The sequence below is a fragment of the Variovorax sp. PBL-E5 genome, assembly GCF_901827185.1.
Lineage (GTDB): Bacteria > Pseudomonadota > Gammaproteobacteria > Burkholderiales > Burkholderiaceae_C > Variovorax.
This window is the reverse complement of record NZ_LR594671.1, coordinates 2,180,684-2,203,140: the sequence shown is the minus strand read 5'-3', so window position 1 is coordinate 2,203,140 and position 22,457 is coordinate 2,180,684. Positions and strand designations below refer to the sequence as shown.

The window sequence follows — 22,457 nt, the reverse complement described above, 5'->3', positions numbered from 1 at the left end:
CATTATTGCGAGCTCATGCGCTACCGGACCACGATCGATTCGCAAGTCTTCGGCTTCGACGACCTCAGGCAGGTCATGGCCATGGCGAGCCCGGCGCGCTCGGGCGACGAGCTCGCGCAGATCAGCGCCGCCACCGCGCAGCAACGCATGGCGGCACGCCATGTGCTGGCCGAGACGCCGCTCAGGCAATTCCTCAGCGAAGCCCTCGTTCCCTATGAGGACGACAACATCACCCGGCTCATCATCGACGGCCACGATGCGCAGGCCTTCGCGCCGGTTTCGCACCTGACGGTCGGCGATTTTCGCAACTGGCTGCTGTCGGAACGCGCCGGCACCGCCGCGCTGACGGCGCTCGCGCCCGGACTCACGCCCGAGATGGTGGCCGCGGCCTCGAAGCTGATGCGCAACCAGGACCTGGTCGCCGTCGCGCGCAAGTGCAGCGTGGTCACGCGCTTTCGCGACACCATCGGGCTGCCGGGGCATCTGTCGGTGCGGCTGCAGCCCAACCATCCGACCGACGACCTGCGCGGCGTCGCTGCTTCCACGCTCGACGGCCTGCTGATGGGCGCGGGCGATGCGGTGATCGGACTCAACCCGGCCTCCGACAGCACGCCGGTGCTGGGCGATCTGCTGCGCATGCTCGACGAGCTGATCCAGCGCTTCGAGATACCGACCCAGAGCTGCGTGCTGACGCACGTCACCCGGACGCTGAAGCTGGCGGAGACAGGTGCGCCGATCGACCTCGTGTTCCAGTCCATCGGCGGCACCGAGAAGACCAACCGTTCCTTCGGCGTGACGCCCGAGCTGCTCGACGAAGCGCAGGCTGCCGCGCTGTCGCTCGGACGCGGCACCCTCGGCGACAACCTCATGTACTTCGAGACCGGCCAGGGCAGCGCGTTGTCGGCCGATGCCAACTTCGGCGTCGATCAACAAACCTGCGAGGCACGCGCCTATGCGCTCGCGCGGCGCTATCGGCCGCTGCTGGTCAACACGGTGGTCGGCTTCATCGGACCCGAGTACCTCTACGACGGCAAGCAGATCATCCGCGCCGGGCTCGAGGACCATTTCTGCGGCAAGCTGCTCGGCCTGCCGCTCGGCTGCGATGTCTGCTACACCAACCATGCCGAGGCCGACCAGGACGACATGGACACGCTGCTGGTGCTGCTCGGCACCGCGGGCATCAACTTCATCATGGGCGTGCCCGGCGCGGACGACGTGATGCTCAACTACCAGAGCACCTCCTTCCACGATGCGCTGTTCCTGCGCGAGACGATGGGATTGAAGCGCGCGCCGGAGTTCGAGGCATGGCTGCAGCGCATGCGGATCACCGATGGCGCGGGCCGGCTCCTGACGCCCTCGTCGCAGCACCTGCTTGCCGACATGCATGCGTTGAAGGCGCTCGCGCGATGAACACGAAGGACGACATCGTCACCGCCAGCCCATGGCGCGAATGGCGCGCGGCCACGCCGGCCCGCCTCGCGCTCGGCCGTGCCGGCGCGGGCATGCCGACCGACGAAGTCCTGCGCTTCGGCTGGGCGCATGCGATGGCACGCGACGCGGTGCACGCCGCGCTCGATGTCGCATCGCTCGAAACTGCATTGCGCGCCGAGGGCTGGACCACGATGCAGGTGCACAGCCGCGCCGCCGATCGTGCGACCTACCTGCGCCGCCCCGACCTGGGCCGGCAGCTCGATGCGCAGGACGCGCAGCGCCTGCGCGCCGACACCGCTGCGCGCGATGTCTGCATCGTGATCGGCGACGGCCTGTCCGCGCTCGCGATCGAGCGGCACGCGATGCCGCTGCTGGCGGCACTGCGGCCACAGCTGTCTGCCGCGCTGTCGCTGGCGCCGATCGTGATCGCATCGCAGGCGCGCGTGGCGCTCGCGGACGAGGTGGGCGAGCTCTTCGGCGCACGGCTGTCGGTGATGCTGATCGGCGAGCGGCCGGGCCTGAGTTCGCCCGACAGCCTCGGCGTCTACCTCACGCATTCGCCGCGCCGCGGGCGCAGCGACGCCGAGCGCAACTGCATCTCCAACGTGCGGCCCGAAGGCCTGGCCTGCCCTGCCGCGGCGTTCAAGCTCGCATGGCTGATGCAGGCGGCGCTGGCGCGCGGTCTCACCGGCGTGGCGCTCAAGGACGACAGCGAGCTCGCGCTGCGCGCGCCGCACGCGCATGCCGCGTCCCTGCCAGACGCGCAGCGCCACGATTGAGGCTCAGGGCGTCTTCGCGGCGACCGGCTGCGGCAGCGCCTTGCGCACCGCGGCCACCTGGGCCGCGCTCACGGCATCGCCCTGGTTGCCCCAGCTCGAGCGCACGAAGTTCAGCACGTCGGCCACGTTGGCGTCGGTCAGGCGCCAGCCGAAGTCCGGCATCGCGATGGCCGACGGCGCCTGGACGGTGCTTGCCATGGCCGAGCCGCCGAGCACGAGCCGGATCAGCGAGGTCGGATCCTTGACGTTGACGACGCTGTTGCCGGCCAGCGCGGGAAAGGTCTTCTCGGCGCCGATGCCGCTTGCGCGATGGCAGGCCGCGCAGTTGTTCATGTAGACCATCGCGCCGCTGTTGCCGGTGATCGCGCCGGCCTGCAGTGCCTTCGTGCTGGGATGGTTGACCGCGGCTGCGAGGACGCTCGCCTGCGTCACCGCGGGCGGCGCATCCGGCTTGGCCCCGACCGACTGCAGATAGGCCGCGACGGCCGACAGATCTTCCTTCGACATGTGCTGCGTGCTGTTCTCCACCACCTGCACCATCGGGCCGAAGGCTGCGGTCTCGCCGGTGCGGCCGCTCTGCAGGTAGTTCACGATCTGCTCGGTCGTCCATTGCGACACGCTCGGCTGGCCGGTGTGGCGCAGCGGCTGCGCGTACCAGCCGTCGATGATCGTGCCCGAGAGATAGGCATCGCCGTCCTTCTCGCTCTGCGCCTTCACGCCGCCGGCGATGCTGCGCGGCGTGTGGCAGTCGCCGCAATGGCCCAGGCCCTGCACGAGGTAGGCGCCGCGGTTCCATTCGGCGCTGCGCGCGCTGTCGTCCACGTAGACGCCCTTGTCGAGGTAGAGCCAGTTCCAGCCCACCATCAGGAAGCGCATGTTGAAGGGAAAGGACAGATGCGTCGGCGGCGCCTTCTCCGCGACCGGCTTCACGCCCTTCTGGAAGAAGGTGTAGAGCGCATGCATGTCGTCGTCGCGGATGCGCGCGAACGAGGGATAGGGCATGGCGGGGTACAGATGAAAGCCGCCCTTGCCGACACCCTCGCGCACGGCGCGCGCGAAGTCGGCCTCGCTGTAGTCGCCGATGCCACCCTGCGGATCGGGCGTGATGTTCGTCGAGACGATGGTGCCGAACGGCGTCTTCATTTTCAGGCCGCCGGCAAAGGGCGCGCCACCGGGTGCGGTGTGGCAGCTGACGCAATCGCCCGCCTGTGCGAGATAGCGGCCGTGTTCGAGCAGGCCATCGGCCGGCTTGTCCTGCGCGAGCGCCGGCAGCACGACGTACGCCGCCACCAGCGCCATGCCCTGAAGTGCGCGAAGACTGGGGCTGAGGCCAATCATGCCAACGCTCCCGGGTTCTTCAGATATGTCTCCCGGATCGCCTTGGCCGACCAGTACGCGAGCGCACCCACCATGCCGGTCGGGTTGTAGCCGAAGTTCTGCGGAAAGGCGCTGGCGCCCATCACGAACACGTTGGGCACGTCCCACACCTGCAGGAAGCGATTGACCGCGCTGGTCGACGGATCGGTGCCCATCGGCGCGCCGCCGGTGTTGTGGGTGGACTGGTAGTAGCGCACGTCGTAGTGAGCGCCCTGCTTCTGGAAGCCCATGCTCATCATCTTCGGCCCCATCGCACGCGCGATCTGTTCGACCTTGGTGCCGATGAACTCGGTCATCGCAAGGTCGTTGGGCTTCCAGTCGAAGGTCATGCGCAGCAGCGGCTGGCCGTGAACGTCCTTGTAGGTCGGATCGAGATCCAGGTAGTTGTCCCGATACGCCATGACCGAACCCTGGCTGCCGACGCTGGCCTGGAACAGGTAGTTTTCCTTCACCGCCTTCTTCCATTCCGCACCCCATTTCGGCACGCCCGGCGGAATCGCCATCTGCTGGATCGGCCGCCCGCCGGTGTTGATGCAGTTGATGCTCGCGCCGCCCACGAAACCCAGCGGGCCATGGTCGAAGTTGTCGCCGTCGAAATCGTCGAGCACATGCCCGCTGGCACCCGCGCCGACGAAGGGATTCATCGGCTGCTCCTTGTCGAAGAAGAGTGTCGCGCCGCCGTTGAGCTGGTAGGCGTAGTTGCGACCGACCACGCCCTCGCCGGTGGCCGGGTCGTACTTCTTGCCGATGTTCGACAGCAGCAGGAGCCGCACGTTGTGGAACTGGTAGGCGCACAGCACGACCAGGTCGGCCGGCTGCTCGACCTCATTGCCTTCGGCGTCGATGTAGGTCACGCCGGTGGCATGCTTGCCGTCGGGCGCCATGTTGACGCGCAGCACCTGCGAACGCGTGCGCAGCTCGAAGTTCGGGCGCTTCATCAGCGTCGGCAGCAGCGTGGTCTGCGGCGAGGCCTTCGAGTACATGTAGCAGCCGTAGCGCTCGCAGAAGCCGCAGAAGTTGCACGGCCCGAGCTGCGCGCCATGCGGGTTGGTGTAGGCGCGCGAGGCATTGGCCGCGGCCTGCGGGAACGGGTGGTAGCCGAGTTCGCGCGCCGCCTTCTCGAACAGGCGGGCGCTGTTGGGCGAGGCCAGTGGCGGCAGCGGGAATTCGTTGGCGCGCGCGCCCTCGAAGGGATTGCCGCCGGGCTGGATCTGGCCGCGCAGGTTGCCGGCCTTGCCGGAGGTGCCGCAGATCTTCTCGAACTGGTCGAAGTGCGGCTCGAGCTCCTCGTAGCTCACGCCGAAGTCCTGGATGGTCATGCCCTCGGGGATGAATTTCTTTCCGTAGCGCTCTTCGAAGCGGCTGCGGATGCGCAGGTCGTCGGGCAGTGCGCGCCAGTGATGGCCGTTCCAGTGCACGCCCGCGCCGCCGACGCCGTCGCCGGGCAGAAACGACGCCAGCTGCCGATAAGGCACGGCCACGTCCGCGGGCGTGTGGCGGATGGTGACGGTCTCGCGCGAGAGGTTCTGGAACAGCTTGCCGCGGATGCCGTAGGTGAGTTCGTCGGTGATGCGCGGATAGGCGAAGTCGGGTTGCGTGTCGCGCGCTTCGCCGCGTTCGAGCGCCAGGACCTTGAGCCCCGCCGCGGTGAGTTCCATGCCCATGATGGCGCCGGTCCAGCCGAAGCCGACCAGCACCGCATCGACGCCGGGCTTCTTGATGTTGGCCATGCGCTGCCTCTCAGCCCTGCGGCCCGGCGATGCTGACGGGCGGCAGGTTGTAGCGCGCGCCGGGCTTGTCGACCCAGTCCGCGAAATCGGCGCGCGCACCCGGAAACCCGATCATCTTCCAGGCCTCGGCATTCTTGTTGCCGCCGTGGATCGGATCGCTGAAGTAGCCTTCCTTGGTGTTCTGCAGCAGGTAGCCGAAGAAGTCCGTGGCACCCACGCCTTCCAGCGCGAAGCTGCCGACCTCCAGGCCCTTGAGCACCTCGTCCTGCTGCGCGGCGCTGAGCTGCGCGAAGCCCTTGTCCGCATACTGCTTGCGGCAGCGCGCGTCGGTCGCCGCGATCCCGGCGCGATAGACCTCGCGCGGGACCATCTTGCCCTGGTAGCCGAGCAAGGGAGAGGCCTCGAGGAAGGGGCCTTGCGTGTACCACGTCGAGGCATGGCCGAACGCACCTTCCATCTGCCGGTCGATGAACTCCGGCACGCCCGCCTCGATCGCGCCCGGGCCGGTGTCGTCCGACGGAATCAGCCGCGCCACCGCGGCCTTCACGAAGGCCCATTCGCTGGCGTTGAAATAGACCGGCGAGTAGTTCGACGGCGAACGGCTGCCCTGTGGCGATCCACCCGGCAGAGACGATGACGGCGACGATGAGGGAGGACTTTGCGCGGACCCGATGCTGGCCGTGAGACCCGCCGCGGCGGGGACGATCGCTATGGAGCGGCGCAGAAAACCACGCCGGTCCGGATGGGACGCTTCGCTCATCGCGTTGGTGGGCGGTCGGGCCGCCTTTTGTTGTGCGAGCGCCTATCGTGCCGTCGAAAAACAACGCCGCCTGTAGGCGAAGACGCCATCGACCTGACGCGCACAGTCAGTTCTGCCGTCTGCCTATGATCCAGGACTCGCATCGCACCGCTGCACAAGGAGACACCGATGACCGCGCGATACCCCTTGGCCGAGATGGCCGACCTGCCCGAGGACATCCGCACCGCCGTGCTCGCGGTGCAGGAGAAAGCCGGCTTCGTGCCCAACGTCTTCCTCGCGCTGGCACGCCGGCCGGCCGAGTGGCGCGCTTTCTTCGCCTATCACGACGCGCTGATGCTGAAGGAGGAAGGCTCGCTCACCAAGGGCGACCGCGAGATGATCGTGACGGCCACCAGCGCGGCCAACCAGTGCCTCTACTGCGTGGTCGCGCACGGCGCGCTGCTGCGCATCTACGAGAAGAAACCGCTGGTGGCCGACGAGGTCGCCGTCAACTGGCGCAAGGCCGACGTCACGCCGCGTCAGCACGCGATGCTCGCCTTCGCGATGAAGGTCTGCGAACGCGCGCACGAGATCGACGACGGCGATTTCGCGCCGCTGCATGCGCACGGCTTCAGCGACGAGGACATCTGGGACATCGCGGCCATCACGGCCTTCTTCGGCCTCTCGAACCGCATGGCCAGCTTCGCCGGCATGCAGCCGAATCCGGAGTTCTTCCTGATGGGCCGTCTGCCGCGCGAGAAGAAATAGCGGCTAGCCGCGGCAGGACGCCAGCGCGTCGAGCGCGGGCTTGTAGGTCTTGTTGTGGACGTCCATCAGGCCGAGCACGGTGTGATAGAGATTGTCCTGGGTCAGCGGCGCATCCAGGTCTGCATCCAGGCAGGGCCGCGACAGCTTGCGCCGCGCGCTCATGCCGGCGTCGAACCACATCACCATCGGGATGTGCTTCTGCACCTCGGGCGCGAAGCTGTAGGGCGCGCCGTGCAGGAACAGTCCGTATTCGCCCAGCGATTCGCCGTGGTCGCTCAGGTAGAGCAGCGCCGTGTCGTAGTGCGTCGACTGGCCCTGCAGCCAGTCGATGGTCTTGCCGAGGAAGCGGTCGGTGTAGGCGATCGAGTTGTCGAAGGCATTGATCAGTTCACTGTGGCTGCACTCGGCCAGCGCGTTGGTCGTGCATTCCGGCATGAAGCGCTTCACGTCGGGCGACGAGCGCTTGTAGTAGGCCGGGCCATGGCTGCCCATCTGGTGCATCACCAGCACCACGCCCTTGCTGCGGCGCTCGGCCGGCAGCGCGGCCAGCCGCTCGTCCAGGCCTCTGAGCATCACGTCGTCGAGGCATTCGTCGCCGTCGCACATCGTCTTCTTCACGGCCGCATCGAGCGGACTGAAGGCCGACGCGTGCGGGATCCGGTCGCACACGCCTTTGCAACCGCCCGGCTGGTTGTCGAGCCAGAACACCGCGAGGCCGGCGGCCTGCAGGACATCCATCAGGTTCTCGTAGTCGTCCTTGCGCGCCTCGAAATCATGCTTGCCGAGCGGCGAGAACATGCACGGCACCGAGGCTTGCGTGTTGGTGCCGCAGGAATGCACGTCGCGAAAGCTCAGCACGTGACGCGCGGCGAGTTCGGGCGTGGTGTCGCGCGCGTAGCCGTTGAGCGCGAAGTGATCGGCGCGCGCCGTCTCGCCGACGATCAGCACGAACAGCGGCGGCCGCGCCTGCGCCGCATAGCTGGCGCCGAGCGTGGTGCCGGCCGTCACCGGAATCAGCTTGCGGCTGTGCCGGAACATGGGCTTGACCACCGCCGCCACCGCCGAATAGACGCTGGCCAACGGATTGATCATGTAACGCAGATGGACGTTGTTGCGCATCAGCGGCGCGAGTTCGCGGTTCATGACGAGCATGCCGCCGACCGCCAGCGCGACCGCGACGATCAGCAGCACCGCATTGCGCCAGGCTTGCGACACGATGTGCTGGGGCGCGATGCGCATGCGCCAGAGCGCCCACGCCGGCACGACGGCAACCAGCAGCACGTCGAGCAGCAGTCCCCAGCTCAGCAGGTCGCGCACTTCGTCGGGATCGGTCTGCACGGCATTCGCGACCATGCTGGGATCCATCACGATCCGGTAGCTCAGCATGTAGTGCTGCACCACGGCCGCCAGCAGCACGACGGCGAACCACAGGGGCTTCATCCAGCGCGACCACGCGGTGAAGGACAGCATCGCCACCGTCCCGCACACCGTGAGCAGCGCCATCAGTGCGACCGTCGGCATGTAGACGCTGGGCGCACCGCCGATGCGCGCCAGCTCGTTCCACAGCGGCCAGTTCGCGGCCAGCGTGAGATACAGGCTCAGCCAGACGACGACCGTGCGCGCCGAACGCGGCCGCGCGATCCACCGGTCGAGGCGAGACCACGGCGAACCGGGGGGACCGGAAGGGTTGAGTGGAAGGGGTGAAATAGGCGCGGAGGAAGCTTGCAGACCGGACATCGGACCATCGCTGAATGAGGTATCAGGAGCCATTCAGATTCGGTCACGCGGGTGGCATCGCCGGCGGGACCGGCAACGCTTCGCCGCGCGGGCGCGGCATCCGACGCACCAGCGCGTCGATGATCAACGCGACCGCCCAGCATATCCAGGCAGTCCAGAGTGTATGGCTCATGTAGTGCGCGCCGCGAAGCTGCTGGCTGAGCCCCAGGATCAGCCCGGCCGCCAGCGCCACGCCCAGCCACACGCGGGCCACACCGGGCGCGCTGCGCCGGAACGCGAAGTAGCCGCCGAGGTAGGCAAAGGCCGCGGAGGCATGGCCGGCCGGGAAGCACTTGCCGCCGCCGCCGTCCTTGACGCCCCAGGACCAGTGCGACACGTACCGCGCCGTGCCGCCGAAGGCCTGCAGATCCCACGGGCAGCTGGTGGCGCTGCTGTGCTTGATCAGCGAGATCACCAGCACCGAGACCATGGTCGTCACCGCGAGCTGCGCGCGTTCGCGCACCGAGAGCCGCCGCAGGATGCCGACCGGCCAGCGGATGCAGACGAACAGGCCGATGACCAGCACCCAGCTCAGCGACTTGGCGCCCTCGTGCATCACCTTGACCAGGAACCATTCGTCGCGCCAGGGGAAACCGGCGGGCGTCGCGAACAGGCGCGCGAGCACCAGATCGAGGGATGTCGAGTCCCAGGCGATCAGCAAGGCCAGGGCAACGAGGGTCAGGACGAGCGGTCGGTAGGCAGCGGAACGGGCCATGGATGGGGCAAGCCGCAAGCGGCGCCGGTTGGAGTAACGGCCGAGGCGGACCGAGGGAATAGCGGCCGGAGGCTACGTCCGCATTCTTAACGAAGTCTGAAGCCGCACTAGACTTGCTGTCTTTGAAAGGATGGCGACGTGCGCATACTGCTGGTCGAAGACGATACCGCGTTGGCGGATGCCGTGTGCAGCTATCTCGTGGCCAAGGCCTTCGTCGTCGACGTCGCCCCCGGCCTGGCGCAGGCCCGTGCCGCGCTGGTGGCCGTGCAATACGCGGCGGTGCTGCTCGACCTGCACCTGGGCGACGGCGACGGCCTGTCGCTGCTGCCGCACGTGCGAGTCCTGCGCGACCGCCCGATCGTGATCGTGCTGACGGCGCGCGACCAGGTCACCGACCGCATCCGCGGACTCGATGCCGGCGCCGACGACTACCTCATCAAGCCCTACGACCCGGCCGAGCTGCTGGCGCGGCTGCGGGCGGTCGAGCGCCGCCGCAGCGCCAGCCATTCGCCCGTGCTGCAGCTGGGCACCCTGGAGATCGACCTGGCGCGCGACCTGGTGCGCAAGGATGGCGTGCCGGTCACGCTGACCCAGAAGGAATGGGCGCTGCTGCGCGTGATGGCCACGCGCCCGGAGCGCATCCACACGCGCGACAACCTGGCCGACGCGCTTTACGGTTTCGGCGACGAGGCCGACAGCAACACGCTCGAGGTGTTCGTCAGCCGACTGCGGCGCAAGCTCGGGCGCAGCCACATCCAGACCCTGCGCGGCCTCGGCTATCGGCTGTCCTTCTCCCCGGACGAGGACGAATGAAGCGGCTGCAGCCGGCCGGCGCCGACCCCGACCGGCGCGATTCGCTCGCGGGCCGCCTGACGCGCACGCTGATCGTCTGGGTCGGCGGCGTCTGGATGCTGTGCGTGCTCGGCGTGGTCTGGTACGTGGACCGCGAGATCAACCACAACTTCGACAACGAGCTGGTGGAAGTCTCGCATCGCATGTTCGAGATGGCGGTGCAGGAACTCCACACGCTCCAGCGCGAGCAGGGCACGACCCACGGCACGCTGATCGCGCCGCCGCAGCTGTTCTCGGATGCCGCGGTGATGTACCAGGTGGTCGACACGCACGAGCGCGTGCTGCTGCGCTCCACCGAGGCGCCGCAGGAAGCCTTCGACGTGCCGCTGGCGCCGGGTTTCGCCAACGCCGCGCCCTGGCGCATCTACACGGTGCGCCATCCCACGCTCGACCTCTTCCTGCAGGTCGCCGATCCGCTGCGCGATCGGCGCCGCGCCCTCAACCGCACGCTGCTCGGGCTCATCATCCCGCTCGGTGCCGTGCTGCCGCTGCTCGCGCTCGTGCTGCGCAACGTGGCGCGCACCGAACTGCGCGTGCTGCAGCGGCTGGCCGAGGAGATCGAGAAGCGCAGCGGCACCGACCTGCGGCCGATCGGGCTGCCGGGACTGCCGCGCGAACTGCGCACGGTCGGCGATCACGTCAACCGGCTGCTCGAACGCCTGTCGCAGGCGCTCGACGTCGAACGCGCACTGGCGGCCAATGCCGCGCACGAACTGCGCACGCCGCTGGCCGCCGCGCGCCTGCGGCTCGAGACCGCGTTCGAGCACGAGCTGCGTCGCGAGGACGTCCAGGCCGCGCTCGACGCGCTGCAGATGCTGAGCCACCGCAGCGAGAAGCTGCTCCAGCTGTCGCGGGCCGAGTCCGGCGCCTCGCTCGCGCGCGCGAGGATCGACCTGGTCCAGCTCGCAGGCACCGTGGCGCAGGAGTTCTGGCAGCATGCCCGCACGCGTGCGCAGCTCGCGTTGAAGGTGCCGGACACCGAGGCGCCGATCGCGCTCGGCGACGTCGACGCGCTCGCCATCGCGCTGCGCAACCTGGTCGAGAACGCCCTGCGCTACAGCGGCGGCAGCCGCGTGGTGATCGAGGTGATGGCGCCCTGCACGCTCGCGGTGCGCGACTTCGGCCCCGGCGTCGACGCGCAACGGCTGGGCACGCTCAGGCAACGCCATGCGCGCCACGGATCCGACCGCACCGGCTACGGACTCGGCCTGTCGATCGTCGCGACCATCGTCGAGAAGCACGGCGCGCAGCTCGTGCTGTCGTCACCGCCGCCCGGCGCGACCAGCGGTTTCGAAGCCCGCATCGTGCTGGCCCGCGCCTGACAAGCTCAGGGCGTGACCATCGCGCGCAGCCAGTCGGGCAGCGGCATCGCCTTCTTCTTCGGAAAGTCCAGCCAGATGGTGGTCGCGCCGCCTTCCGCGCAGATCACGTCGGGCGCGTCGTCACGCGCCAGCGTGCCCCAGGTCTCGAAGGTGGTGCGGGCCGGGTCGCTCGCGTACATGCGCAGCAGCACCGTGCCCGGGTATTCGATCTGCTGATAGAAGTTGCAGAAGGCATTGATGATCACCATGCCCTCGCCGCCGGGGTCGGGCGCGAAGCCGATCGATTGCATCCAGTCGATGCGCGCCGTCTCGAGGTAGCGGAAATAGCTGGCGTTGTTGAGATGGCCCATCGCGTCCATGTCGCCCCAGCGGATGGGAATGGACATCTCGTAGATCAGCTTCTTCTTTTCGGGGACCAGGATTCTCATCGGTGTGCTCGGATGGATGCGAGGATGCCAAGGACGAACAGCAGCGCGGCGGCCATCTCGCCCGCACGCGGCCAGCGCCCGTCCCACAGGAAGGAATAGAGCAAGGCGAACAGCGTCTCGCTCACGATCAGCTGCCCGCACAGGCTGGCGGAAAGCCGCTGGCTCGCGACGTTCCACAGCACGGTCGCAAGCCAGGTCGAACCGATGCCGCCGGCCAGTGCGATCACGGTGAACAGCGCGACGTCGGGCTGCGCCCGCAGGGTGCCGATGTCCGATCCGGCCGCCAGCCACAACAGCAGCGCGCCGAGCCCGGTCGCGATGCCGAGCCAGTTGGCCCAGTCGGCGGCGTGGACGTCGGGATGGCGCTGCAGCCAGGCGGCGTTGAGCAGGCCGAAGGCGGTCCAGCTCGCCATCGCGAGCAGCGCCAGTCCCAGGCCCCACGTGAAGTGAATGCCGCCGGCGCTCTCTCCTGGCCACGCACCGGCGACCATCAGCGCGATGCCTGCGGCCGTGAGCAGCAGCCCCGGCAGCAAGGCCTGCATGCGCAGGCCGGCGGGTCGCCCGAGCAGCATCATCCAGACGGGGATCGTGCCGATGATCAGGCTCGGCACCGCCGTGCCTGCGGCCGCGATCGAGAAGGCCAGCAGCAGGTAATAGCCCGTGAAGCCCAGCACGCTGAGCCCGAGCGCCGCGACACCCTGCCGCACGCGCGGCCAGCGCACGCCGGCCGGCCGCGATCCGAGCGCGAGCGCCGCGGCCGCGCCGAAGACCACGAAGCGCGCGGCCGTGATGTCCACCATGCCGAAGTTGCCCACCATGCGCGGTGCCACGAACACCAGGCCCCACAGCGCGCCCGCAGCCAGGCCGGCCGCGATGCCGCCGGCCGCGCGTGGCGTCAAAGGGCGAAGCCGTCGTCGGCCGCGATCACCGCGCCGTTGACGAAATGACTTTGCGCGCTGGCCAGGAGCACGATCAGCCCATCGAGATCATCCGGTTTGCCCACGCGCTTGCGCGGCAGCATGTTGACGAGCTTGACGCCACCGTCGGTGACCCAGTGCTCCTCGTTGATCTCGGTCGCGATGTAGCCCGGGCACAGCGCGTTCACGTTGATGCCGAAGCGGCCCCACTCGAGCGCCATCGCCTTCGTCATCTGCACGACCGCGGCCTTGCTCATGCAGTAGACGCCGATCTGCGGCATCACCTTGAGCGCTGCCACCGAGGCGATGTTGATGATGCGCCCACCGATGTAGGTGCCGGGCGCCGCGCCCTTGGCGCGCGCGAGCATGCGCTTGCCGATCTCCTGCGCCACGAAGAAGGAGCCCTTGACGTTGGCGTCGAAGATGAAGTCGTAGTCGTCGGGCGTCACGTCCTGCAGGCGCTGCGTGGTGCTCACGCCCGAGTTGTTGATCAGGATGTCGATCGGGCCGACCTCGGTTTCGGCGCGCGCGACGGCGGCCTTGATGCTGCCCTGGTCCGTCACGTCGAGCTCGACCACGTGCGCGTCGCCGCCCTCGCCCTCGATGCGGGCGCGCAGCTCCTTGAGTTTCTCGATGCGGCGGCTGGCCAGCACCACCGCCGCGCCGGCGCGCGCCAGCGTCTTGGCGAACTGCGCGCCGAGACCGCTCGACGCGCCGGTGATGAAGGCCACGCGGCCGGAAAGATCGATGCTGTAAGCCATGAAAGATGTCCCTGCTGGAGTCGCCGGCGGGGCGGCCCGGAACACGCGCGAGCGCCGCATAAAATGATTCGGCCCGACGCGGTGCCTCGCACCCCCAAAAACATTATCGACGAGACCCAGATGACGCACGACGAAATACTTGCCAAGTTCGGCCCGAGGGAAGCCATGGAATACGACGTGGTCGTGGTCGGTGCCGGCCCCGCCGGCCTCTCGACCGCGATCCACCTGAAGCAACTGGCCGCATCCCACGGCAAGGAGATCTCGGTCGTCGTGCTCGAGAAGGGCTCGGAGCCCGGCGCGCACATCCTCTCCGGCGCCATCATGGATCCGCGCGCGCTGTTCGAACTGCTGCCCGACTGGGAAGAACTCGGCGCGCCGCTCAACCAGCCCGTCACCCGGGACACCTTCCTCATGCTCAGCGAGAAGGGCGCGACGCGCACGCCCAACTTCATGCTGCCGCACAACTTCCACAACGAAGGCAACTACATCGTCAGCCTCGGCAATGTGGTGCGCTGGCTGGCGCAGCAGGCCGAGGCGCTCGGCGTCGAGATCTTCCCGGGCTTTCCGGCGGCCGAGGTGCTCTACACCGACGACGGCAAGGTGCGCGGCGTCGCCACCGGCAATCTGGGCATCGGCAAGGACGGCGAGCCGACCGACAACTTCCAGCTCGGCATGGAGCTGCACGCCAAGTACACCGTGTTCGCCGAGGGCGCGCGCGGCCATCTCGGGCGCCAGCTGATCGCGAAGTACAAGCTGGACGAGGGCAAGGATCCGCAGGCCTACGGCATCGGCATCAAGGAACTGTGGGAGATCGATCCCGCGCGCCACGAGCCGGGCCTGGCCATCCACACCGCAGGCTGGCCGCTGCCGTCGGACACCTATGGCGGCTCCTTCGTCTACCACGCCGAGAACAACCAGCTGATCATCGGCTACGTGGTCGGGCTCGACTACCAGAACCCCTACATGAGCCCCTTCGAGGAGTTCCAGCGCTTCAAGACGCATCCCAACATCCGCTGGTATTTCGAAGGCCAGGACAAGGGCCTCAAGGCGCCCAAGCGCCTGAGCTACGGCGCACGCGCGATCACCGCCGGCGGCCTGCTCTCGCTGCCCAAGACGGTGTTCCCCGGCGGCGCGCTGGTCGGCTGCGAGGCCGGCTACCTGAACGCGAGCCGCATCAAGGGCAGCCATGCCGCCATCAAGACCGGCATGCTGGTGGCCGACGCGGCCTACGAGGCCGTGATGGCCGGCCGGCAGCACGACGAACTCACGGCCTACCCCGCGGCCTTCGAGAAGAGCTGGCTGCGCACCGAACTCAACAAGGCACGCAACTTCAAGCAGTGGTTCAAGAAGGGCCTGGCGGTCGGCACGGTGATGACCGGCATCGAGCAGTTCGTGCTGCGCGGCCACATCCCATGGACGATTCACCGCACCGAGGCCGATCACCAGCGCCTCAAGCGGGCATCGGCCAGCAAGAAGATCGCCTACCCGAAACCGGACAACAAGCTCACCTTCGACCGGCTGTCGTCGGTCTTCGTGAGCAACACCAACCACGAAGAGAACCAGCCCGCGCACCTGACGCTCAAGGACGCGACGGTGCCGACCCGGATCAACCTGCCCGACTACGCCGGCCCCGAGAGCCGCTACTGTCCCGCCGGCGTGTACGAGTTCGTGCCGGATGAGGGCGGCAAGGAGCGCCTGCAGATCAATGCGCAGAACTGCGTGCATTGCAAGACCTGCGACATCAAGGATCCGACGCAGAACATCGTGTGGGTGACGCCCGAGGGCGGCGGCGGGCCGAACTACGTCGGCATGTGACGGGCTTTCTCCCTCCTCCTCTGGGGGAGGGTTGGGGTGGGGGCACCGGGCCTTTGAACTGTGCGTTGCGCGTGACGTGAGGCCGGAGCCGGGAATTCGCCCCGGCCGACAGCCTCAACAGAAATCGCACCCTTCGAATCACCCATTCACAAAGCCGTCACACCCACCCCCGATGCTGCAAGGCTCGCCCGCAAGCCAGCATCCCATGTTCCTCATCAAGACCGACAAGGCCCATCAAGAACTCCAGCCCGGCCGCCGGACCCTCGGCCAGCGTGAGCGCGCCCTGCTGCTGATGGCCAACGGCCATCGCTCGGTGACCGACTTCGGCGAGCTCTTCGGCGGCCGCGAGCAGGCCAGCCGCGTCGCGGCCCAGTTGATGGACACCGGCTATCTGCAGCACCGCCAGCCGGCCCCGCAGCCCGAACCCGCCGTGGCCGTCGCCGCCGATGTCTTCGACGGCAAGCGGTCGCTCGCCACCACGCGGATGTTCCTGTTCGACCTCTGCGAGCGCATGTTCGTGCGGCGCGACCCGCCGCTGGCCGAACGCTTCCGTGAGGCCTTGCGCGCAGCGCGCGACCGCGAATCGATGCTGGCGACGGCCAACGCCATGCTCGAGGCGATCGAGCAGGCCGCCGGCGCCGAGCGCGCCGAATCGATCCGCGAGCGCATCGACAAGCTGCTGCCCGCCCTGCCCCTGCATTGAACCGATCGGCGGCGCCGGGCGCCACCGATCCCTTACACTCACCAGGGTCAGGAGAGAGCCCCGCCCCGCGGAGCCGCCGAAGGCGCAGGTCCCACCGATCCACGGGCCCGAACGCTCAGGCAAAAGGACTGACGAAGCGCCGATCTTTTTCGCGCGTTTCCTTGCTGGAGAGAGCCGGCCCGCCGCGCAAGCGCAGGGCCGTCCACCGAAGGAGCAAACCCCGATCGTGGGGCGAATCTCTCAGGTAAAGCGGACAGCAGGGGTGGCCCATGGCTCGCGCCATGGAACGAGACTGCCCCTTTTGGAGAGTGCCTTGGCCTCCTCATCCGCATCCGCATCCGGTGACGATCTTCAGAAGACACCGCTGTACGACCTGCACGTGGAACTCGGCGCACGCATGGTGCCCTTCGCCGGCTATTCGATGCCCGTGCAGTACCCGGCCGGCCTGATGGCCGAGCACAAGCACACGCGCAGTGCCGCCGGCCTGTTCGACATCTCGCACATGGGCCAGCTCCGGCTGGTCGGTCCCGACGCCGCGGCCGCGTTCGAAACCCTGATGCCGGTCGACGTCGTCGGGCTGGCGGCCGGCCGGCAGCGCTACGGCCTGCTGCTGAACGACGACGGCGGCATCCTCGACGACCTGATGTTCTTCAACGAAGGCAAGGATTCGCTCTTCGTGATCGTCAACGGCGCCTGCAAGAAGGCCGACATCGCCCACATCACCGTGAAGATCGGCGCACGCTGCCAGGTGCAGCCCCTGCCCGACCACGCCCTGCTGGCGCTGCAGGGGCCACAGGCTGCGGCGACGCTGGCGCGGCTGTCGCCAGGGATCGAGCGCTTCGTCTTCATGACCGGCGGTGCGGTGCAGATCGGCGGCATCGCCGCCTTCGTCACGCGCAGCGGCTACACCGGCGAGGACGGCTTCGAGATCTCGGTCGCCGCGCAGGACGCCGAGGCGCTGGCCCGCCTGCTGCTCGCGCAGGCCGAGGTCAAGCCCGTCGGCCTGGGCGCACGCAATTCGCTGCGGCTCGAAGCGGGGCTGTGCCTCTACGGCAACGACATCGACGAGACGACCACGCCGGTCGAGGCCTCGCTCGGGTGGGCGATGCAGAAGGTGCGCCGCGCCGGCGGCGCGCGCGAGGGCGGCTTTCCCGGCGCCGCGAAGGTGCTGGCGCAACTCGTCGCCGCCAGCGGCACGGCCGGCCACCTCGACCACCACACGCTCAAGCGCAAGCGCGTCGGCCTGGTGGCGCTGGAACGCGTGCCGGTGCGCGACGGCACGCTGCTCGAATCCTTCGAAGGCCAGCCGATCGGCCACGTGACCAGCGGCCTGCTCGGCCCCACGGTCGACCGGCCGGTCGCGATGGCCTATGTGGCGCTCGCCTACGCCGAACCCGGCACGCGCATCCAGGCCATGGTGCGCGGCAAGGCGGTGCCGATGGAAGTCAGCACCATGCCCTTCGTGCCCGCCCACTACTTCAGAGGCTGAGCCTCGACCCGATTCCTTCCATTCAAGCGGCCCATTTTTTCCAGGAGATTCCTTCATGACCATCAAGTACACCAAGGACCACGAATGGGTCCAGCCCGGGGACGGCAACACCGCCACGGTCGGCATCACGCTGCATGCGCAGGATGCGCTCGGCGACGTGGTCTTCGTCGACCTGCCCCCGATCGGCAAGACCTTCGCGCAGGGCGAGATCGCCGGCGTGGTCGAGTCGGTCAAGGCCGCGGCCGACGTGTTCATGCCCGTGTCGGGCGAGATCACCGAAGTCAACGAAGCGCTGCGCGCCGACCCTTCGCTGGCCAACAGCGACCCGACCGGTGCCGGCTGGTTCTTCAAGGTGCGCCTCGGCGAGCCGGCGCAGCTCGACGCGCTGCTCGACGCCACGGCCTATCAGAAATTCGCCGACGAAGCCTGATTCGCCCCCTCCCTGCCCGACCGCACGACTGCCCTCCATGCCGACGCCCGTCCAGACCTCCTTACCCTCGCTGCGCTATCTCGAGAACGCCGAGGAATTCATTGCCCGCCACATCGGCATCGAAGCCGCCGACGAGGCACCCATGCTGTCCGCCATCGGCTCGAAGTCGCGCGCCGAACTGATCGACGGCATCGTGCCGCCGGCCATCCGCCGCCGCGCACCGATGCGTCTGCCGGCGCCGGCGACGGAGGCCGACGCGCTGGCCGAGCTCAAGGCCATCGCGGTCAAGAACAAGGTGGCGCGCAGCTTCATCGGCCAGGGCTACTACGGCACCCACACGCCCGGCGTGATCCTGCGCAACGTGCTGGAAAACCCCGCCTGGTACACCGCCTACACGCCCTACCAGGCCGAGATCTCGCAGGGCCGCATGGAGGCGCTGCTCAACTTCCAGACCATGGTCTGCGACCTCACGGGCATGGCGATCGCCAACGCCTCGATGCTCGACGAGGCCACCGCGGCGGCCGAGGCGATGACGCTGGCGCGGCGCAGCGTCAAGAGCAAGAGCAACGTGTTCCTGGTGTCGGGCGACTGCCACCCGCAGACCATCGAGGTGATCCGCACGCGCGCCGTGCCGCTCGGCATCGAGGTCCGGGTCAGCACGGTGTCGGAAACCCTGCCGCACCTGATGGCCAGCGGCGCCTTCTTCGGCGTGCTGGCGCAGTACCCCGCCACCACCGGCCAGGTGCATGACCTGCGTCCGCTGGCCGGCCATGCGCACCAGTGCGAGGCCGCCTTCTGCGTTGCGGCCGACCTGCTGGCGCTCACGCTGCTGGCGCCGCCCGGCGAATGGGATGCCGACATCGTCTGCGGCACCACGCAGCGCTTCGGCATGCCGATGTGCAACGGCGGCCCGCATGCGGCCTACCTGGCCTGCCGCGACGCGTTCAAGCGCTCGCTGCCCGGCCGCCTGGTGGGCGTGAGCGTCGATACGCACGGCCAGCCCGCCTACCGGCTCGCGCTGCAGACGCGCGAGCAGCACATCCGGCGCGAGAAGGCCACCTCCAACATCTGCACGGCACAGGTGCTGCCCGCGGTGGTGGCCAGCATGTATGCGGCCTACCACGGGCCCGATGGGCTGCGCCGCATCGCGCAACGCGTGGCCGCGCTCACCGCCGTGCTGGCGACCGGCCTCGAGCAGATGGGCCGTGAACTGGTCAACGGCAGCGCCTTCGACACCCTCACCGTCAAGATCGGCGACGACGCGCCGAAGATCCTGGAGCGCGCGCACGCCGCCAGCATCAACCTGCGTCAGGGGCTGCAGCATCACCTGGGCATCTCGCTCGACGAGACCACCACGCGCGCCGACATCGAGACGCTGTGGGCGCTCTTCGTGCCGACGGGCACGCCGATGCCGCGCTTCGACGAACTCGCGGGCTCGGTCGTCTCGCGCATTCCCGAGGACCTGCGCCGCACCAGCGCCTTCCTCGTGCATCCGGTGTTCAACACCCACAAGAGCGAGACCGCGATGCTGCGCTACATCCGCAGCCTGAGCGACAAGGATCTCGCGCTCGACCGCAGCATGATCCCGCTCGGCAGCTGCACGATGAAGCTCAACGCGACCAGCGAGATGATCCCGATCACCTGGCCCGAGTTCGCCAACATCCATCCCTTCGCGCCGGCCGAGCAATTGCAGGGCTATGCGCAGCTCGACGCCCAACTGCGCGCCTGGCTCTGCGAGGCGACCGGCTACGCGGGCATCAGCCTGCAGCCCAACGCCGGCTCGCAGGGCGAATACGCCGGCCTGCTGGCGATCAAGGCCTTCCATGCGGCGCAGGGGGACAGCCATCGCGACATCTGCCTGATCCCCTCCTCCGCCCACGGCACCAACCCGGCCAGCGCGCAGATGGCCGGCATGCAGGTGATCGTGACCGCCTGCGACGCGCAGGGCAACGTCGACATGGACGACCTGCAGCGCGCCTGCGAGAAGCACGCCGCCAGACTGGCCGCGGTGATGATCACCTACCCCAGCACGCACGGCGTGTTCGAGACGCGCGTGAAGGAGCTCTGCGAGCTCGTGCATGCGCACGGCGGCCGCGTCTACGTGGACGGCGCCAACATGAACGCGCTGGTCGGCGTGGCCGCACCGGGCGAGTTCGGCGGCGACGTGAGCCACCTGAACCTGCACAAGACCTTCTGCATTCCGCACGGCGGCGGCGGGCCGGGCGTGGGCCCGGTGTGCGTGGTCGAAGACCTCGTGCCCTATCTGCCCGGGCATGCGACCGGCGGCATCTCGTCGCACGGCGTAGGGGCCGTATCGGCTGCGCCGCTCGGCAATGCGGCCGTCCTTCCGATCAGCTGGATGTACTGCCGCATGATGGGCGCGAGCGGCCTGCAGGCCGCAACCGAGACCGCGATCCTGAGCGCCAACTACATCAGCGCGCGCCTCAAGGAGCACTACCCCACGCTCTATGCGAGCCCCAACGGCCACGTGGCGCACGAATGCATCCTCGACCTGCGCTCGCTCAAGGACACCAGCGGCGTGACGGCCGAGGACGTGGCCAAGCGGCTGATCGACTACGGCTTCCATGCGCCGACGCTGAGCTTCCCGGTGCCGGGCACGCTGATGGTCGAGCCGACCGAGAGCGAGCCGCTGGCTGAACTCGACCGCTTCATCGACGCGATGATCGCGATCCGCGGCGAGATTCGCCGCATCGAGGAAGGCGTCTGGCCGAAGGACGACAACCCGCTCAAGCACGCGCCGCACACCGCGGCCAGCCTGTTGGGCAGCGAATGGACGCGGCCCTACTCACGCGAGCTCGGCGCCTTTCCGCTGGCCAGCCTCAAGGCAGGCAAGTACTGGCCGCCGATCGGCCGTGTCGACAACGTCTACGGCGACCGCAACCTGTTCTGCAGCTGCGTGCCGATCGGCGCCTACCCGACGAACTGAAGCCGGGCCGCGCGGCGAACCGCGCTTCGGCGCGCTATTCGCGCCGGGCCAGATCGTCGCGGAAGAAAGCGTTGAGTTCTCCGCCGGGCGCGGCATCGGCAAAACCGTCGAAGCGGCCTTCGTCGGCGATGAGCCGGGCCGCGCGAATGAACCCGCCCCAGGCCGCGCGCGCCAGCGCGCCGCCGACACTCACACGCCGCACGCCCATCTCGGCGATGTCCTTCATCGTCAGTTCGCTGCTCCAGCCGACCAGCAGGTTGAAGGGCTTGGGCGCGACCGCGGCGACGACGGCGGTGATCTGCTCTCGCGTGCGGATGCCCGGCGCATAGAGGCAGTCGGCGCCGGCCTGCGCATAGGCCTGCAGCCGCGCGATCGCTTCGTCGAGGTCCGGCCGGCCATGCAGGAAGCCCTCGGCGCGCCCGACCAGCAGCGTGTCGCCGCCGGCCTTGTCGATGGCGCCGCGCGCCGCGCGAATCCGTGCGACGGCCTCGTCGATGGTGTAGAGCGGCGCGGCCGCGTCGCCCGTCGCGTCCTCGATCGACAGGCCGGCCACGCCGGTCTCCACCGCCAGCCGCACGCTCTGCGCGACGCCGGCCGGATCGTGCGCGAAGCCGCTCTCGAAATCGGCGTTCATCGGCAGATCGGTCGCGGCGACGAGCGTGCGCAGGTGCTCGAGCACCATGTCCCGCGGCGCCGCGCCATCGGCGCGCCCCTGCGACCAGCCGAAGCCCGAGCTGGTGGTCGCCAGCGCCTTGAAGCCCATGCCCTGCAGGAAGCGCGCGCTGCCGATGTCCCAGGGGTTGGGGATGACGAAGCAGCCGCTGTCGTGCAGCTGCCGGAAGGTGCGCCGCTTGTCGGCGACGCCGGGTCTGGTTTCGGCCATGGTGGCTCCTGGAAAAAAGATTGCGGATGCGCCTGCCGCTAGGCGGCCGGCTTGCGGCCGCGGCGTGGCGGCTCGCGCCATTCTGTCTCGTCCACGGTGCGCGCGAAATGGCGGAAATAGCGCCCGAACTCCGGCGCGACCCGATGCAGCTCGCGGCGATGCTGGATCGCCAGCTGATTGAGCACCATCTTGCCGCGCGCGGTGAGCTCCACCCGCACGCTGCGGCGATCGTCTTCGCACGAGCGTCGCACGACCAGGCCCAGCTGCTCGATGCGATCGACCAGGCCGACGGCGCTGTTGTGCTTGATGTTCAGCTTCTGCGCGAGCACCTTCAGCGTGAACGGCACGGCGCCCTCGTCGCCCAGGGTGACGAGCAGCGCCTGGTATTGCTGCGAGGTCAGGCCGAGCTTGCCCGACACCTGCTCGCTGAAAAACTCGAACTGCCGCAACGCCACCCGGAAAGCGGCCAGCCGGCGCAACTCCGCTTCAAGCACTTGAATCACCTCCTGTCGGTTCGATCAGGTTCCTGCGCATGCAAATTCGTTCGCTCATTAGGTGTTTTCACTCAAGGCGAGTCCATTGACGTTGTATCGTG

The 22,457-nt window shown here is 68.6% G+C and carries 20 protein-coding genes and 2 riboswitches; of the genes, 10 read left to right on the top strand and 10 right to left on the bottom strand.

Annotated elements, in window-relative coordinates; all coding sequences use genetic code 11:
- Positions 1–15 precede the first annotated feature (15 nt).
- Positions 16–1,410, top strand: a complete 1,395-nt coding sequence (locus WDLP6_RS10770; RefSeq protein WP_162592325.1) for an ethanolamine ammonia-lyase subunit EutB — start codon at positions 16–18, stop codon at positions 1,408–1,410.
- Positions 1,407–2,210 (top strand): ethanolamine ammonia-lyase subunit EutC, encoded by an 804-nt coding sequence (eutC, locus tag WDLP6_RS10765; protein ID WP_162592324.1) that lies wholly within the window; start codon positions 1,407–1,409, stop codon positions 2,208–2,210. Before WDLP6_RS10770 ends, eutC begins: the two co-directional genes overlap by 4 nt.
- Positions 2,211–2,213: 3 nt before the next feature.
- On the opposite strand, the gene WDLP6_RS10760 is transcribed toward eutC, so the two are convergent.
- From WDLP6_RS10760 to WDLP6_RS10750, 3 genes are read right to left on the bottom strand one after another with little or no spacing between them, the layout of a single operon-like run.
- Positions 2,214–3,548, bottom strand: a complete 1,335-nt coding sequence (locus WDLP6_RS10760) for a c-type cytochrome (protein WP_162592323.1) — start codon at positions 3,546–3,548, stop codon at positions 2,214–2,216.
- On the bottom strand, positions 3,545–5,317 hold the full coding sequence (locus tag WDLP6_RS10755; RefSeq protein WP_162592322.1) for a GMC family oxidoreductase: 1,773 nt from the start codon (positions 5,315–5,317) through the stop codon (positions 3,545–3,547). Before WDLP6_RS10755 ends, WDLP6_RS10760 begins: the two co-directional genes overlap by 4 nt.
- 10 nt (positions 5,318–5,327) lie before the next feature.
- Positions 5,328–6,077, bottom strand: coding sequence for a gluconate 2-dehydrogenase subunit 3 family protein (locus WDLP6_RS10750; RefSeq protein ID WP_162592321.1), 750 nt, complete (start codon positions 6,075–6,077; stop codon positions 5,328–5,330).
- A 168-nt stretch (positions 6,078–6,245) separates the two neighbouring features.
- On the opposite strand from WDLP6_RS10750, the gene WDLP6_RS10745 reads away from it, so the two are divergent.
- Entirely contained in the window at positions 6,246–6,824 is a 579-nt protein-coding gene (locus tag WDLP6_RS10745; protein WP_162592320.1) for a peroxidase-related enzyme, read from the top strand.
- Between the two features lie 3 nt (positions 6,825–6,827).
- Here the strand turns inward: WDLP6_RS10745 and WDLP6_RS10740 are convergent, their stop codons facing one another.
- Entirely contained in the window at positions 6,828–8,561 is a 1,734-nt protein-coding gene (locus WDLP6_RS10740; RefSeq protein ID WP_162592319.1) for a phosphoethanolamine transferase, read from the bottom strand.
- Positions 8,562–8,604: 43 nt separating this feature from the next.
- Positions 8,605–9,315, bottom strand: a complete 711-nt coding sequence (locus WDLP6_RS10735) for a phosphatase PAP2 family protein (protein ID WP_162592318.1) — start codon at positions 9,313–9,315, stop codon at positions 8,605–8,607.
- A gap of 138 nt (positions 9,316–9,453) precedes the next feature.
- Here WDLP6_RS10735 and WDLP6_RS10730 point away from each other — a divergent pair, with 138 nt between their 5' ends.
- Positions 9,454–10,128 carry a winged helix-turn-helix domain-containing protein gene (locus tag WDLP6_RS10730; RefSeq protein WP_162566986.1) on the top strand — a complete coding sequence of 225 codons (675 nt, stop codon included), beginning with the start codon at positions 9,454–9,456 and terminating at the stop codon, positions 10,126–10,128.
- Positions 10,125–11,489 carry an ATP-binding protein gene (locus tag WDLP6_RS10725; RefSeq protein WP_162592317.1) on the top strand — a complete coding sequence of 455 codons (1,365 nt, stop codon included), beginning with the start codon at positions 10,125–10,127 and terminating at the stop codon, positions 11,487–11,489. Before WDLP6_RS10730 ends, WDLP6_RS10725 begins: the two co-directional genes overlap by 4 nt.
- Before the next feature lie 5 nt (positions 11,490–11,494).
- Here WDLP6_RS10725 and WDLP6_RS10720 read toward each other — a convergent pair whose 3' ends face one another.
- The 3 genes from WDLP6_RS10720 to WDLP6_RS10710 all read right to left on the bottom strand — a co-directional run bounded on the left by WDLP6_RS10720 (position 11,495) and on the right by WDLP6_RS10710 (position 13,595).
- Positions 11,495–11,917, bottom strand: coding sequence for an acyl-CoA thioesterase (locus WDLP6_RS10720; protein WP_162592316.1), 423 nt, complete (start codon positions 11,915–11,917; stop codon positions 11,495–11,497).
- A complete protein-coding gene (locus WDLP6_RS10715; protein WP_162595050.1) occupies positions 11,914–12,735 on the bottom strand; it encodes a DMT family transporter in 822 nt (273 codons plus the stop codon). Before WDLP6_RS10715 ends, WDLP6_RS10720 begins: the two co-directional genes overlap by 4 nt.
- A gap of 77 nt (positions 12,736–12,812) precedes the next feature.
- Positions 12,813–13,595, bottom strand: a complete 783-nt coding sequence (locus WDLP6_RS10710) for an SDR family oxidoreductase (RefSeq protein ID WP_162566983.1) — start codon at positions 13,593–13,595, stop codon at positions 12,813–12,815.
- 120 nt (positions 13,596–13,715) lie between these two features.
- Between WDLP6_RS10710 and WDLP6_RS10705 the strand changes: the two genes are divergently transcribed.
- The 5 genes from WDLP6_RS10705 (at position 13,716) to gcvP (ending at position 20,979) form a co-directional block, all read left to right on the top strand.
- Positions 13,716–15,410 carry an electron transfer flavoprotein-ubiquinone oxidoreductase gene (locus WDLP6_RS10705; RefSeq protein WP_162592315.1) on the top strand — a complete coding sequence of 565 codons (1,695 nt, stop codon included), beginning with the start codon at positions 13,716–13,718 and terminating at the stop codon, positions 15,408–15,410.
- Between the two features lie 205 nt (positions 15,411–15,615).
- The gene (locus WDLP6_RS10700) at positions 15,616–16,113 is read left to right on the top strand and encodes a hypothetical protein (protein WP_174259860.1); all 498 of its coding nucleotides are present in this window, start codon (positions 15,616–15,618) and stop codon (positions 16,111–16,113) included.
- Positions 16,114–16,151: 38 nt separating this feature from the next.
- A riboswitch (glycine riboswitch) is annotated at positions 16,152–16,250 on the top strand.
- 17 nt (positions 16,251–16,267) lie between these two features.
- Positions 16,268–16,380: riboswitch (glycine riboswitch) on the top strand.
- 46 nt (positions 16,381–16,426) lie between these two features.
- The gene (gene gcvT / locus WDLP6_RS10695) at positions 16,427–17,602 is read left to right on the top strand and encodes a glycine cleavage system aminomethyltransferase GcvT (RefSeq protein ID WP_162592313.1); all 1,176 of its coding nucleotides are present in this window, start codon (positions 16,427–16,429) and stop codon (positions 17,600–17,602) included.
- Positions 17,603–17,657: 55 nt separating this feature from the next.
- On the top strand, positions 17,658–18,032 hold the full coding sequence (gene gcvH / locus WDLP6_RS10690; protein WP_162566979.1) for a glycine cleavage system protein GcvH: 375 nt from the start codon (positions 17,658–17,660) through the stop codon (positions 18,030–18,032).
- 37 nt (positions 18,033–18,069) lie between these two features.
- Positions 18,070–20,979 (top strand): aminomethyl-transferring glycine dehydrogenase, encoded by a 2,910-nt coding sequence (gene gcvP / locus WDLP6_RS10685; RefSeq protein WP_162592312.1) that lies wholly within the window; start codon positions 18,070–18,072, stop codon positions 20,977–20,979.
- 34 nt (positions 20,980–21,013) lie between these two features.
- On the opposite strand, the gene WDLP6_RS10680 is transcribed toward gcvP, so the two are convergent.
- Both WDLP6_RS10680 and WDLP6_RS10675 read right to left on the bottom strand, forming a co-directional pair.
- A complete protein-coding gene (locus WDLP6_RS10680; protein WP_162592311.1) occupies positions 21,014–21,862 on the bottom strand; it encodes an isocitrate lyase/PEP mutase family protein in 849 nt (282 codons plus the stop codon).
- 38 nt (positions 21,863–21,900) lie between these two features.
- Positions 21,901–22,365, bottom strand: coding sequence for a MarR family transcriptional regulator (locus tag WDLP6_RS10675; protein ID WP_162592310.1), 465 nt, complete (start codon positions 22,363–22,365; stop codon positions 21,901–21,903).
- Between the last annotated feature and the right edge of the window lie 92 nt (positions 22,366–22,457).

Bases quoted from the DNA above. Each gene is read 5' to 3' on its own strand.
- WDLP6_RS10770 (WP_162592325.1), top strand. From the start codon at position 16: ATGCGCTACCGGACCACGATCGATTCGCAAGTCTTCGGCTTCGACGAC.
- eutC (WP_162592324.1), top strand. From the start codon at position 1,407: ATGAACACGAAGGACGACATCGTCACCGCCAGCCCATGGCGCGAATGG.
- WDLP6_RS10760 (WP_162592323.1), bottom strand. From the start codon at position 3,548: ATGATTGGCCTCAGCCCCAGTCTTCGCGCACTTCAGGGCATGGCGCTG.
- WDLP6_RS10755 (WP_162592322.1), bottom strand. From the start codon at position 5,317: ATGGCCAACATCAAGAAGCCCGGCGTCGATGCGGTGCTGGTCGGCTTC.
- WDLP6_RS10750 (WP_162592321.1), bottom strand. From the start codon at position 6,077: ATGAGCGAAGCGTCCCATCCGGACCGGCGTGGTTTTCTGCGCCGCTCC.
- WDLP6_RS10745 (WP_162592320.1), top strand. From the start codon at position 6,246: ATGACCGCGCGATACCCCTTGGCCGAGATGGCCGACCTGCCCGAGGAC.
- WDLP6_RS10740 (WP_162592319.1), bottom strand. From the start codon at position 8,561: ATGTCCGGTCTGCAAGCTTCCTCCGCGCCTATTTCACCCCTTCCACTC.
- WDLP6_RS10735 (WP_162592318.1), bottom strand. From the start codon at position 9,315: ATGGCCCGTTCCGCTGCCTACCGACCGCTCGTCCTGACCCTCGTTGCC.
- WDLP6_RS10725 (WP_162592317.1), top strand. From the start codon at position 10,125: ATGAAGCGGCTGCAGCCGGCCGGCGCCGACCCCGACCGGCGCGATTCG.
- WDLP6_RS10720 (WP_162592316.1), bottom strand. From the start codon at position 11,917: ATGAGAATCCTGGTCCCCGAAAAGAAGAAGCTGATCTACGAGATGTCC.
- WDLP6_RS10715 (WP_162595050.1), bottom strand. From the start codon at position 12,735: ATGGTGGGCAACTTCGGCATGGTGGACATCACGGCCGCGCGCTTCGTG.
- WDLP6_RS10710 (WP_162566983.1), bottom strand. From the start codon at position 13,595: ATGGCTTACAGCATCGATCTTTCCGGCCGCGTGGCCTTCATCACCGGC.
- WDLP6_RS10705 (WP_162592315.1), top strand. From the start codon at position 13,716: ATGACGCACGACGAAATACTTGCCAAGTTCGGCCCGAGGGAAGCCATG.
- WDLP6_RS10700 (WP_174259860.1), top strand. From the start codon at position 15,616: ATGTTCCTCATCAAGACCGACAAGGCCCATCAAGAACTCCAGCCCGGC.
- gcvH (WP_162566979.1), top strand. From the start codon at position 17,658: ATGACCATCAAGTACACCAAGGACCACGAATGGGTCCAGCCCGGGGAC.
- gcvP (WP_162592312.1), top strand. From the start codon at position 18,070: ATGCCGACGCCCGTCCAGACCTCCTTACCCTCGCTGCGCTATCTCGAG.
- WDLP6_RS10680 (WP_162592311.1), bottom strand. From the start codon at position 21,862: ATGGCCGAAACCAGACCCGGCGTCGCCGACAAGCGGCGCACCTTCCGG.